Raw genomic sequence first — 12,171 nt, 5'->3', positions numbered from 1 at the left:
GCGCGAACTGTTCGAAGCGAAGGGAAAACGCCTCGTCTATCGCGTGTATCGCCTTAAAAGTGAATCTGACCGATCATGTCCGCAACGCCGGTAACGAACCGGTTGATGTTCGGAGCCATCGAAGTGCTTGCCAGGAAGAACCCGAAGAGACTGCACACAATTGCGTGCCCGGCATTCAGTCCGCTCTTCCTGACGAAGATGAAGACGAGAACGCCCAAGAGCACGACGGCGGAGATGCTAATGGCCACCGCACACCGTCCAGTGACAGCGCACTCCTGACGGGCGGGGTGCATCATTCGGGCGGCGGAGGGACAGGAGGGGGCTCCGGGCCGACCTCGCTCGTGTGGCGGAGGGCAACGTGGGCTCCGTTGGGAGAGATCAGCAACAGGTTGGCGTTCCCGCGAGACGACGAGGTCCAGGTCGACCGAATGATGACGCTCTCAGTCAGTTCGTCTCGTCGCCGTGCCGGGGGACGCCCCAACACTGGCGGCAAAACATGCCGCGCACACATTCCCGGGGTGATATCACTTGTGTGATTCCCGCTCTACCGCGAGTAATTGAGGTTGCACGCGCTCACTCACGGGGAGGCATGACGTGCATCAGCAGTCGCTGCGAAGCTGCGACCGGTGCGGTGGACAACTGAGCAACTACAACACCGACACCGTGTGCTTCGCATGCGCCCGCTCCAGGGTTCTGGAAGAGCACACACCCATCGTGCCGGAACATGTCTGGTTCGATCCAGACATCCGCAACGCGCTCACGGGATGGGACTTCGGCCGAGCCAGCCGCCTGATCCGACTACGCGGCGCCCTTCGGCAAGACGACATGGCCCAACTCGCTGGCCTAAGCCAGGCATTTCTGTCCATGTTGGAGTCCGGCAGCCGCCGCCTCACCAACATCGACAAGATCGTCCAGTTCCTGACGGGCCTTGAAGTCCCTGCCGAACTTGTCCCGCTTCCCCTCCCTCGGACCACCATCAAAGGGACGCAGCCGCCTCCGGAGCACCAGTTCGCCGGTGACGCCGATCCGAGCTTGCCCTGGACCACCGCCCGTATGGTGGCAGCACTGGATACCGCGGTAGGAGGTAGCGCCATGGACCGTCGACGGTTCCTCACCGCAAGCGGCATAGCACTCACCGTCTTTGTAAACCAATGGGACACCGCTGAAGCCGAACCCCTCCACCGCGCAGCAGGGGGAAGCCGCCTCTCCCACGAACTGCTCGATGGCCTCCAGCGCACTACCGACAGCCTGCGGACCATGGACGCGAGCGACGGCAGCGGCACCCTCACGAGTCTCGGAAACCGTCATCTCCAGTTCCTCAAGCACCTCCTGGAGGAAACGTCGTACGACGAGGCGACAGGGCGACGGCTTGCGGCGATCATCGCCGACACCGCCACCCAGACCGGGTGGTTCGTCTTCGACTCCGGCGACCGCGACCGCCCGCTCAGCTACCTCTACGCCGCGCTCCGCGCCGCCAAAGCCTCACAAGACGTACGGCTCGGTGCCGGCGCCCTGTCCTACATAGCCATCCACGGGTACTCCACCGGAGCCCCGCACCACGCCGTCACCGCGGCACAGCGAGCCCGCGACAAGATTAAGAAACTCGGCACCCCCGCACTCGAAGCGATGCTCCTGACCCGACAGGCCCGCGGGCACGCCAAACTCGGCGAACGCCAAGCGGCCCTCGCCGCACTCGGGAGAGCCGCCGAACTCTGCGCACAGGGCCGCTCTGAACACGATCCGCACTGGCTGTATTGGATCAACGAGGGCGAGATCCATGGACAGGCAGGCAGCTGCTACCTCGACTTAGGCGACCCGCGTAGCGCCGTCGCCAGCTTCACGATGGCCCGGGAGGCGCTCAACCCGGCGGACCACCGGACCAGGGGCCTGTTCCTCTCACGTGCCGCAACCGCCCACGTCGAGCAAGGCGATCTCGAAGCCGGGTGCGCTACAGCACACGAGGTCCTCGACCTTGCCGCGAAGCTTCAGTCGGCTCGATTCGACAGCCACGTCACGAGCATGATCGACCAACTCCAACCAGTCGCCCACAGCCCGTACGCTCAAGACGTACTGGAGCGACGCACCGCAATGACAGCAAAAGGGAGCCGAACTTGACCGAGGCCGGGCAGACCCTCGTGCTGTGGGACATCGACCGCACCCTGCTGTACGTCGGTGACATCGACCGGCAGGTCTACCGAGAGACCTTCGCCGAGGTCGTCGGCCGCTCCGCAGAACATCTTCCGGCCCGGGGCACGGGGGTCACCATGCCTCTCGCGATCCGATCCCTGCTCCTGGACAACGGCGTCCGCGAAGTGGAAGTCCCCCGCCTACTGCCGCGCATGGTGGAACTCCTGCCACAGCTCCTCGCCGCGCACACCAGGGACCTGCGCGAGCAAGGCATCCTGCTGCCCGGCGCTGTGGCTGCTCTCAAGACGGTGCAGGCACAACCGGGCTACGTTCCGACCGTCGTCACGGGAAACCTCAAGCCCAACGCGCTGCTGAAGCTCGAAGCGTTCGAACTCGCCGGGTTCCTGGACACGGAGATCGGCGGATACTCCTCCGACAACGATCACCGTCCAGCCCTCGTCGCCGTCGCACAGAAGCGAGCCCAGGCCAAGTACGGGACGGTCTTCACCCGCTCCAACACCGTCATCGTCGGCGACTCCCTCGAAGACGTCCGCACGGGCCTCGAAGGCGGCGCTCCCGTCATCGCAGTCGCCTCCGGCAAGACCTCTCTCGCCGAGCTTCAGTCGGCCGGAGCCGACGTCGTACTCGAAAGTCTCGAAGACGTCCCGCAGCTCCTGGACGCAATCACAGCAGTGACCCTAGAACGCGCCTAACCGCACCCCGTAGCGCCTCTCACCTGCACGTATCACGTGAGTGATACCGGCTCGACGACAAACGCTCGTACGCTGGCGTCCGCAGACGAGAAAGCGGGGGTGCGATGCGGAAAGACGCTCGCGCATGCGCCGGATGCGGATGCCGACTGAGCCAGTACAACCTGGAAGACCGGTGCGCGGCCTGCACCCGTGACAGGCGACTGGACGCCCACCCCGGCCCCAGCATCCCAGACGAGGTCTGGCTCGACCTCGACATCCAAACCGCCATTGCTGACTGGGACTTCGGCCTCGCAAGCCGACTCATCCGTGTACGGGCGGGACTCCGGCAGGACGACATGGCGTTCATGACCGGACTCAGCCAGAGCTTTCTGTCGATGCTCGAAGCCGGCGGCCGACGCTTAACGAACCTCGACAAGGCCGAACGGTTCCTGCAGGGCATCGGAACACCGGACGCCCTTCTGGCCCCGCCCTTCCGCGAACACGCAACACCCGTTACACCTGCCCGCGCTCCGTACTCTGGGCCCGGCCGTCACGCCCCTTGGCCAGCAACGCACGACGCTGATGACCTGAACGAGCTGGCGGCACAGGCTGCCGCCCAATCGCTGCACTTCACGGACGAGATCACGAAGAGCAACGTGAGCAACGTCGAACTAGAGGGCCTTGAGACCGCCCTCACCCAGATCGCCAGCGACTACGTTCATGCTCCGCTTCAGAAGATCTTTACCGACCTCGTCTCGACACGAGATCACCTCTTCTCGCTGCTGAGCGGCCGACAGCCGCTGGGCCAGACCCGCGAACTGTTCCTCCTCACCGGCACAAGTTGCCTCCTGCTCGCGCACGCGTCACAGAATCTCGGCGACGAGGACGCCGCGATCGCGCAGCTCCAAACAGCCTGGACGTTCGCAGAACAAGCCGACCACGACGATCTACGGGCCTGGGTCAAGGGCACATCCGCACTGATCGCGGAATGGTCCACTCGTCGGCAGACGGCCCTCGACTACACCCGACAGGCGATGCGGCTCTCGCCCGGCGGCGAGACACGAATCCGGATCGCTGCGATCGAGGCCAGGGCGGCAGCACGCATCGGAGACCGCACCACGGCCATGGCCGCGCTCGAGGACCTCCAACGCGCCCGAGAACAGAAGGCGGCTCCCGACGCGCTCACCCGGTTCGGGGGCCTCCTCACGTTTCCCGAAGCGAAGCAGGAGTACTACATCGGCGGAGCCTTCGCCCTTCTTGGAGAACATCAGATGGCCGAGCAACACGCCACGGCGGCCATCGAACTGTACGAGAACGGCCCAAAGGAGCACCGGTCATACGGTGACGAGGCCTTGGCCCGCCTGGACATCGCGACAGCGCGTATCTCCGCAGGAGAGATCGAAGGAGCCGGCGAGCAACTCCAGCCCATCCTGGCACTCCCCCCGGACCGGCGGATCCGGCAACTCGGTGACGCCATGCACGCAGTGACTAGGCTGCTGGAGGAACCTCGGCTCGCCCGTAGCCCAGTCGCCCGTGACCTTGCGGACGCGACCCGCGGATACCAGGCGATCGACACCCGAACGAAGGCCCTCACCACATGACCATGACGGTCTCACCCGAGTCCGCCGCCCGCATGGCCTGCCGGGCGTCTGGCCTGCCAGACCGATCCCTTACCCATCTCCACCAGCACGCCACCTCCGTGTTCCTGCTCCCCGGCGAAGGCATGGTCGTACGCGTCAGCCCCGCCTCCCAGCAGCAACGGCTCGAGACCGCTGTGTCTCTGACCCGCTGGCTCGTCGCGAACGACTTCCCGGCGACAGAACCCGTGAGCGTCCTGCAACCGGTGGCATACGAGCCATATGTCGTGACGTTCTGGCGGCACTACCCGCAACCGGAGGGCGGTGCACCACCCGCAGGACGGCTGGGCGCGCTGCTCCGTGCTCTCCACCTCCTGCCGTCGCCCCCTCTGTCCCTCCCGCAGTATCAACCGCTCGCCTCACTCAAGGACATCGTGGAGTCCAGCACCTACCTGGAGCCGGACCAGCGAGCATGGTTGACAGCGCGGAGAGAAGAACTCTTGGACGCGTACGGACTCCTTGACTTCCCACTGGGCCAGGGCCATATCCATGGCGACGCATATCCAGGAAACACGCTCTGGGCCCAACAGGACGTCCGCCTCGGCGACTGGGACGAAGCAGCTCTTGGCCCTCGCGAGATCGACCTGGCTAATACCTTCCAAGGGGTTCGTTTCGGGCGTAGCGCCGAAGAACTTGACGAATTCAGCCATCAGTATGGATACGACATCAGGCAGTGGCCTGGACTCCGTGTTCTCTGCGAAATCCGAGACTTCCACACCCTCGGCTCCTACATTCGACGTGCAGATCGCGGAGATGGCGCCGCCGCCCAGCAGTTGTCCCATCGCATCGAGACACTCAGATACCGCGACGACCAAGCCCAATGGAACCCTGCCTGACATACCCCCCGAAAGACACCCGGCCTCCACTCACGGCGCCGCCGTTGTAGACACCGACTCGGCGATCTCGCCCGCGCAGCCCCACGACAGAGTGACACCACTACCGCCGTGGCCGTAGTTATGGAACACCGTGGCCCCGTTCTCGTGGCGCTCCGCCTCGACCCGTACTTCGGAACGGGTCGGCCGAGCTCCCACTCGGTGGGCGATCACGGGCGCCTTCGCCAGCTCAGGCACGATCTCAGCACACCGGTCCACAATGGCTCGGGCCGTCTCGGGATCCTCCTGAAGACCTCCTTCACCGTCGATCGCGGTGCCGCCAAGCACGACCGTTTCGCCGTGCGGGTAGATGCACAGGAGATCGGAGGACAGTCCCGTGTCTTCGGAGAAGAACTCTGTGATGCCCGGGTTTTCCACCACAACATGCTGACCGCGGATCGGCCGGACACCAGGATCCCCGGCGAGATCTCCGCCCCCCAGGCCGGCGCAGTTGACGATCACGGATGCGCCTTCGACCTCACCCAACGAACGGACCGTCCTGCGCTGGACAACTCCGCCCGCCTTATGGAAGCGGCCCAGCAGGTACTCCAGGTAGACGGGCATGTCGATAAGCGGCACGGTGAACCGGTAGCCGCTGGCGAAACCCGCGGGCAGCTCCTCCGGCGCGCAGATGCGGAAGTCGGGTAGCAGGCTGCTCCAGTCGGGCGCCGGTACCAGGGTCCGGGCTGCCTCGATCCCGCTGACCATGCTTACCCCGGTCGCGGGATCGGCTGCCAGAGCCTCGAAGGCGCGCAGAGAGGCGAGACTCCACGCGCGCACGCGCGCACGTGGCTCGACCAGATACGGCCCCCACATCGCGCCGGCCGCCAGTGACGTCAGACCAGGAGCTTCCTCCGCCACGAGGCGTACGGGAAGCCCCGCTTCGAGGAGGGCGACTCCTGTCGTGAGGCCGGAAACGCCCGCACCGATGATGACGATCGTCCGCTCTGCTGTCATGCCCCGACCGTATCTGCCCGACCAGGCCCTGTTCCGGCATATATCCGAAGGCCTTCCTCCAACTCGGGCAGGAACGTCTTGACATGGGGACTCCGCTGGCGCCGACGCAACTCCACGGCCAACTGCTGAAGGAGTTCCGTACTGCGCGGTGAGCGGACCGTCTCCAGGCGCGCGACGGCGGTCCTCGCGATCTCACACGAGCGTTCCAGCTCCCCTGAGGTGCTGTAGCCCAGGGCGAGCCAGGCGCCTTCGAACAAGGCCCTCCGTTGGCTCGGATCCCCTTTACTGACCATGTGCGCCCCTGTCCCGAGGAGAGCCTCACCACGCCGCACAAGACCACGACCAGTCGAGCGGTTTCCCTCGCCAAAGGCTGAGCGCCCCAGGTTGATCATCGAGTAGCCGGTCTGGCACTCCAAGTGGTTGGGCGTGAGGAAGTACATCCACCGCGGTTCAATCTCGTTACCAGTTCGCGTCTCGATCAGTTCGCGGGCGAGACCGCTGGTCCGTTCAAAGTCTGTTGTTCGCCCGGCAGCCGCGTATCCGTGCGCGAGTCGGGAGAGCACCGACGCCTGTACGCTCGCGGTTCCGCCAACACTCGCTCGCCGAGCGGCTTCGCCTAGGGTGACCGTGTCCGAAGGGTGGCGTCGGCTGGCTGCTTGAAAGGACATGTCGGCCAGGATGTGCGCGCACAATTGTCGGTCGTTGACCTGGTGTGCCGCTCTTAGAGCTGTGACGAAATACCGTTGAGCGAGCCCATGGTCGGCGGAGTCGAAGGCCATCCAGCCAGCGAGTTGCCCGATCTCAGCGAAGGCACGGATCAGCCGGACGGTCGCATTCTCGGAGAGACCGCCCTCGTGCAGCAGCAGACCGACAGCCCGGAACTGGGCTCCGACGTACGGGAGGTGCCGCGCGCCCCCGTTTGCGTCGTCGAGGACTTGCAGTAAGGGCAGGTTCTGCTCGACCTGGGCAACGAGAGGATCGGGTGACTCGTCGTCCGTGATCCTCGGCGTGAAGGTGCCGCGTCCTGCTGTTCCGTTCAGGTAGTGCGAGATAGCCGCGAGCAGTCCTGCCCCCGAGATGGCCAGGAAGCGGCGGCGGTCGACAAGCCCGCCAAGCACCCAGTCCTCCACGATCTGATCAAGCCCTTTGACGGTCCACGTGCGTTCCAGGTTCGCGTCTGCGGCCAGTAGCAGGGGAGCATCGAGGACCTTGCCCTGCCACAGGTGTTCCACGGAAACCTGGCGGCCCAACTCCTGCGACAGAACGTAGGCCGTCATCGCAGGCAGAGGGGAGCGCGGTACACCTGCGGAATCGCGCCAGTAGTAGGGCGCGGACTGGGCGACTGTCCCTGCTCCGAACACGCGGTTCAGCTTTCGCGCGAGAGCTTTGGGGCTCCACCCGAGTTCGTCCAGGCACTCCGACAGCACCTCGTTGTGCCTGCTGTCCGCCTTTGGCACCCCATCCTCCTCTCGCCGTTGCCGTACAACGTGCTCCTGCTCAGGCATTCCCAGGTTCCGGCCCTCCCGAGCAACACGTCCGGAAGTTGACCGAGTTGACCGCCTGATGGCCTGCCCTGCGTCCTCGCATATCCGATGTTCTAGTGCTTCGCGCTACGAACGTGGCTTCAGCGTCAAGTACAGGCCGTGACACCGGATCCGAGCCCTCGCGTGGAGCGGGGCACCCCGCCGCAAGGAGTGAGCGTCCGTGCTGGTCGGACAAACCACTGACACACGACCTCCTAGTTCCACTCGCCGCTGCACCGGGTGCGGATGCCGCCTGAACCGATACAACGACGGTCGTCGCTGCTTCGCATGCAGCCGCAACGCCGCGCTGCCAGAGGCGGCCAAACCGGCGATTCCTCCGGATGTCTGGGGTGATCGCGAAGCGCAGGGAGCTCTGGTCGAACGCGACTTTGGGGCGTTATGCCTCCGTGTCCGCGAGTTGACGTCGATGCGCCAAGACGACCTGGCGCTGCTGACCGGACTCAGCCAGCCCTACCTGTCGATGCTGGAATCGGGCCAGCGCAGGCTCACCAACATCGACAGGATCGTCGCACTCCTGGATGGCATGGGCGTACCAATGGTGCTCACCGGGCCGATGCTTCGCACTTCGACTCGCGTAACTTCACCCGGAACCGAATCACCGGGACTCAGCACCGGCCGAATCTAGCAGACGCAATGGCACCTGCTCCCTGTTTCCGCCGGCGGATGATGCTGGAACGCAGGAGAAATATCACGGCCGTGATATGCGAAATCCCAAAAAGCGTGCTATGGAGCCGGAGCGTGAGTTGTCGCTGAACTCTGCTGCTGCGTGAACGGCGTTACATGCCATGCATCCACAACACCTTCCGAGTTCCGGGGGATTCGGCCGCTGAATCAATATTGCTGCGGTGATATCACTCGTGGAATGTTCCCGATCCACATTGTGCGGAAAGCTACTCGCCGCACAGCCCTGCAGGGCTGTGCACCCAGCACCATCGCTCGTCGTCAGAAACAGAGCAATCGAAGGGAGAGAGAGCATGCCGACTCCTCGTCGCGCCAAGAATGATCACCTGCTCTACGCCGACGTCGTCGACTCCAAGCAGAAGGCCGGAGTCTGGATGGGTGAGCGTGAGGCCTTCCAGGCCAAGCAGGCCGAGATCCTGGAAGCGGTGAAGGACCAGGCGGACTGGGTCTCGGTCGAGAACGCCATTTTGGTGGTCAGCACCGAGCCCGCCGGCATCACGGTCATCGCCCCGAACCCGACCCTCCCCGGCGTGATCGTCCTTGCCGACGGAGGCTCGCCGGAGGCCTCAGCACAGCTGCAGGCCGCCGGCGAGGAACTCGTTCGCAAGGTCATGGCCGAGCGCGGCATCCTCGAAGAGGAAGCCGCGTAACACAGGTGGTCACCTCACAGCTCCTGTGGGGGAAGTACATCCAGTACGTCCGGGACGGCGAGGGCGCCCTCCTCGACCCGGTCACGCTGGACAGTGTGTACCTCGACCGCGGGGAGGTCACTGACCTCTCCGCGGTTCCCCCGACCGCGACCCACAAAGCTCTCGCCGAGCTCGGCTTCACGCCTGACAGCCCCCGCGCCGATCAGCGTGAAGCACTCCGTGACCGACTCCACCAACTCGGCCTGGATCCCGTCCCCGTACGGATCAGCGGCCTTCGCGTCGTCCTCACCGACGCCTGCAACATGAAGTGCAGCTACTGCTTCGTCGACACCAATACCGGCAAGCCGGACATGACCGAGCAGGAAATCGCCGACGGCCTGACCTACCTCTTCGAGACGAACGCCGGTCGCGACGAGGTGGCCATCCAGTGGTTCGGCGGCGAACCGACGACCCGGTTCGACCTGATGCAGTACGGAGACGCCCTCGCGGACTCCCTCGCCGCGCAGTACGACGTCAAGCGGGTCCGCCGAACGGTCGTCACCAACGGGGCCCGCATCACCGACGCCATGATCGACCACTTCGCCCGCTACGAGTACGGCGTCGGAATCTCCATCGACGGACCGCCCGCCATCAACTCCGAGAACCGCCGGCTCCTGGGCGGGCAGGCGGCCGACGACCGGATCCGGCGCAACGTCCGCAGGCTCCTCGACGCAGGCGGCATCCACGTGGGATGCAACCTCACCCCCACACCCGCGAACATCGGCCGCCTGGCCGAAACCGTCACCTGGATCATCGACGACCTCGGGTTGAAGTTCATCTACGCCAACACCCCGATACCCACCAGCGGACGCTGGACGGTCAAGGGCAGGGAGCTGGCCAAGGAGCTGTACCAAGCACGCCTCGTCGCCCTCGGGCGCGGCGGGATGATGTTCTCCGTCCTCGACCGGGCATTCCAGGCCCTCGACCGGCGCCGCCCCATGCTCTTCGACCACATCCAGAGCGACCGGACCCTGAACGTCGCCCTGTTACCCGGCAACCGGGTCAGCCTCTGCGACATCAACTTCACCGCACCCACCTTCCTTCACACACTCGACGAGTTGCGAGCGGACCCGAACCTGCTGGGCGGCATCGCCAAGAACGTCGCCCCCATCCCCGAATGCGGCCAGTGCCCGGCCCTCGCGATCTGCGGGGGGCCCTCACGCAACGAACAACTCCTCGTCCGCGGGGACCGGCCGGACCCGCAGATGTGCGACTTCTACACGAGCACCGTGGAGATCGCCGTATGGGACAGCACGGGGGTGCAGTGAACACCGTCACCCAGCCCGAGCACCCGCCCGCGCTAACCCGGCAGCGGTTCCGCTCCGCACTCATCAGCACCGCCGGCCACTGCAAGATCGCCTGCGGATTCTGCTTCCGAGCCGACCGGGCCCACGGCTTCCTCGACATCCCCACCTACACCCGGGCACTGTCCCGGCTGAAGGAGAACGGCGTCGAAGAGAGCTGCCTGACCGGCGGCGAACCCGTGCACCACCCCGAACTCCGCCAGCTCGTACGACTCTCCCACCAGTTCGGGATTCCCGTGTCGATCGTCACTTCGGCCCGAGACCCGGACGACGTCGACCAGTTGGTCGACGTTGCGAGACTGCTCGCGAATGTCACCGTGTCCGCCGACTCGGCCGGTGCCATGGAACTCGGGCGCACCAGCCGTTCCGTGGCGTCGGCGATCGCGACACTCGAACAGGTCCCCACGGCAGAGAGAGTTCTCCACCTCACGTACTGGAAGCTCACAGCCCAGGAGTGCCACGACATCTACGAGTGCGTCGATAAGTCAGGAGTTCAGATCCAGCTCAGTCCCGTGGCACTCGACGACATGGCACGCCAGCGTGCCGGCTCCACCTTCTACGGCTACCTTGCCCAGCAGAGGGAGGACGCTGACCTTCTCGGCCGCTACTTCCAGCTCACCCCGCGGTTCCAGGAGCACCTCACCGCGCTGCGAGCCATGCACCTGTACCCCGAGCAACGGCCCTTCTGTGCGTCTGCGGTCCTGTACGTGTCCGCCAGCGGCGAGATCCGCCGCTGCCCCTACGGCAAGACCGGGGTGAGCGTCCGCGCGCCTCGCGCAGAGATCGGTCGCTTTCTCCACGCCGAACCGCAGGACCGGACCACCCCAGAGTGCGCGGCCATCTGCCGCGCCGACGACACCCCGTGAGTGGACGATGACGACCCCAGTCACCACACCAGAAGAGTTCATCGAACGGTGGCGGACCCCTCCCAACAAGCGCGTCAGCAACGTCCTCACCGCCACCGGCTTCGGCTTTCCGCCCGCCCTTGACGTCCTCGATGCCGTCCGGCAGGACGAGGAAGTGCGCTTCACCATCCTCGGAGACGAGGACTGGTCCCTACGCATGGACCGTACGTCGGCCTTCCGCACAGCCCCGATCGAAGAAGTGGCCACCTGGACGTTCCGCCTCGTCCATTTCAACCTCACCCGCTTCTACGACGGACTCCTCAGCGGATTCCAGGAGCAGGTCATGGTCCCCTGGCGAACCCAGCTGTCGAGCTGGGGGTTCACGTGGCAACGGTGCGCGCCGCTGCTGTTCATCTCCACGGGCGGTGCCTCATCGACGTACCACAACGACAACTCGCACGGGCTCGTGTGGCAGATCGAGGGCACGAAGACCTTCCACAGCTACAGGGACCCCGACAGGCACCTGACGGCCGAGGCCGCTGTGGCGGGCGAGACCACAGCGGAGGAACCGCCCGAACACGATCCGGCCGACCGCGAGTCCGTATGGATGGGGCCCGGTGACCGACTGTGGAGCCACGCCCTGACCCCGCACTGGGTGACCACCGAGTCCCCGCTCGCGATGAGCGTCACCCTCTCCCACGGCGGCCTGTGCCACCAAGGCCGCTTCGCGGACCGTGAACTGGCACTCCGCGCCTACTGGGACCAGCACCCCGACGAGGCGTGGAAGCTCGATCTACGAAACGTTCGCTACTGACCAGGCCGG

The 12,171-nt window shown here is 65.4% G+C and carries 12 protein-coding genes; 9 read left to right on the top strand and 3 right to left on the bottom strand.

Going from position 1 to position 12,171, the window contains the following annotated elements; translation table 11 throughout:
- Nucleotides 1-53: 53 nt before the first annotated feature.
- On the bottom strand, nucleotides 54-248 hold the full coding sequence (locus AB5J53_RS43380) for a hypothetical protein (protein ID WP_369251072.1): 195 nt from the start codon (nucleotides 246-248) through the stop codon (nucleotides 54-56).
- A gap of 346 nt (nucleotides 249-594) precedes the next feature.
- Here AB5J53_RS43380 and AB5J53_RS43375 point away from each other — a divergent pair, with 346 nt between their 5' ends.
- From AB5J53_RS43375 to AB5J53_RS43360, 4 genes are all read left to right on the top strand, one after another.
- Nucleotides 595-2,115: a helix-turn-helix domain-containing protein gene (locus AB5J53_RS43375; RefSeq protein ID WP_369251071.1), complete on the top strand. Its 1,521-nt coding sequence runs from the start codon at nucleotides 595-597 to the stop codon at nucleotides 2,113-2,115.
- Complete coding sequence (locus AB5J53_RS43370; protein ID WP_369251070.1) at nucleotides 2,112-2,840, top strand: HAD family hydrolase; 729 nt, start codon at nucleotides 2,112-2,114, stop codon at nucleotides 2,838-2,840. The genes AB5J53_RS43375 and AB5J53_RS43370 overlap by 4 nt, the downstream gene beginning before the upstream one ends.
- Nucleotides 2,841-2,944: 104 nt before the next feature.
- Entirely contained in the window at nucleotides 2,945-4,420 is a 1,476-nt protein-coding gene (locus tag AB5J53_RS43365; protein WP_369251069.1) for a helix-turn-helix domain-containing protein, read from the top strand.
- Entirely contained in the window at nucleotides 4,417-5,292 is an 876-nt protein-coding gene (locus tag AB5J53_RS43360) for a phosphotransferase (RefSeq protein WP_369251068.1), read from the top strand. The genes AB5J53_RS43365 and AB5J53_RS43360 overlap by 4 nt, the downstream gene beginning before the upstream one ends.
- Before the next feature lie 30 nt (nucleotides 5,293-5,322).
- Here AB5J53_RS43360 and AB5J53_RS43355 read toward each other — a convergent pair whose 3' ends face one another.
- The gene (locus AB5J53_RS43355) at nucleotides 5,323-6,285 is read right to left on the bottom strand and encodes an FAD-dependent oxidoreductase (protein ID WP_369251067.1); all 963 of its coding nucleotides are present in this window, start codon (nucleotides 6,283-6,285) and stop codon (nucleotides 5,323-5,325) included.
- On the bottom strand, nucleotides 6,282-7,742 hold the full coding sequence (locus tag AB5J53_RS43350; RefSeq protein ID WP_369251066.1) for a carph-isopro domain-containing protein: 1,461 nt from the start codon (nucleotides 7,740-7,742) through the stop codon (nucleotides 6,282-6,284). Before AB5J53_RS43350 ends, AB5J53_RS43355 begins: the two co-directional genes overlap by 4 nt.
- A gap of 247 nt (nucleotides 7,743-7,989) precedes the next feature.
- On the opposite strand from AB5J53_RS43350, the gene AB5J53_RS43345 reads away from it, so the two are divergent.
- The 5 genes from AB5J53_RS43345 to AB5J53_RS43325 all read left to right on the top strand — a co-directional run bounded on the left by AB5J53_RS43345 (nucleotide 7,990) and on the right by AB5J53_RS43325 (nucleotide 12,162).
- Nucleotides 7,990-8,454, top strand: a complete 465-nt coding sequence (locus AB5J53_RS43345) for a helix-turn-helix domain-containing protein (RefSeq protein ID WP_369251065.1) — start codon at nucleotides 7,990-7,992, stop codon at nucleotides 8,452-8,454.
- A gap of 349 nt (nucleotides 8,455-8,803) precedes the next feature.
- Nucleotides 8,804-9,160, top strand: a complete 357-nt coding sequence (locus tag AB5J53_RS43340) for a hypothetical protein (protein ID WP_369251064.1) — start codon at nucleotides 8,804-8,806, stop codon at nucleotides 9,158-9,160.
- Nucleotides 9,161-9,165: 5 nt separating this feature from the next.
- On the top strand, nucleotides 9,166-10,467 hold the full coding sequence (locus AB5J53_RS43335; RefSeq protein ID WP_369251063.1) for a radical SAM protein: 1,302 nt from the start codon (nucleotides 9,166-9,168) through the stop codon (nucleotides 10,465-10,467).
- Nucleotides 10,443-11,369, top strand: coding sequence for a radical SAM protein (locus AB5J53_RS43330; RefSeq protein WP_369251062.1), 927 nt, complete (start codon nucleotides 10,443-10,445; stop codon nucleotides 11,367-11,369). Before AB5J53_RS43335 ends, AB5J53_RS43330 begins: the two co-directional genes overlap by 25 nt.
- Before the next feature lie 7 nt (nucleotides 11,370-11,376).
- Nucleotides 11,377-12,162 carry a hypothetical protein gene (locus tag AB5J53_RS43325; protein ID WP_369251061.1) on the top strand — a complete coding sequence of 262 codons (786 nt, stop codon included), beginning with the start codon at nucleotides 11,377-11,379 and terminating at the stop codon, nucleotides 12,160-12,162.
- Nucleotides 12,163-12,171 lie beyond the last annotated feature (9 nt).

The sequence above is a fragment of the Streptomyces sp. R41 genome, from assembly GCF_041053055.1.
GTDB lineage: Bacteria > Actinomycetota > Actinomycetes > Streptomycetales > Streptomycetaceae > Streptomyces.
Note: the sequence above shows the minus strand (reverse complement) of the source record. Positions and strands in the feature narration are given on the sequence as shown.

What these genes read in the sequence shown, in the direction of transcription:
- AB5J53_RS43325 (WP_369251061.1), top strand. Translation starts at nt 11,377, where the DNA reads ATGACGACCCCAGTCACCACACCAGAAGAGTTCATCGAACGGTGGCGG.
- AB5J53_RS43340 (WP_369251064.1), top strand. Translation starts at nt 8,804, where the DNA reads ATGCCGACTCCTCGTCGCGCCAAGAATGATCACCTGCTCTACGCCGAC.
- AB5J53_RS43355 (WP_369251067.1), bottom strand. Translation starts at nt 6,285, where the DNA reads ATGACAGCAGAGCGGACGATCGTCATCATCGGTGCGGGCGTTTCCGGC.
- AB5J53_RS43360 (WP_369251068.1), top strand. Translation starts at nt 4,417, where the DNA reads ATGACCATGACGGTCTCACCCGAGTCCGCCGCCCGCATGGCCTGCCGG.
- AB5J53_RS43330 (WP_369251062.1), top strand. Translation starts at nt 10,443, where the DNA reads ATGGGACAGCACGGGGGTGCAGTGAACACCGTCACCCAGCCCGAGCAC.
- AB5J53_RS43365 (WP_369251069.1), top strand. Translation starts at nt 2,945, where the DNA reads ATGCGGAAAGACGCTCGCGCATGCGCCGGATGCGGATGCCGACTGAGC.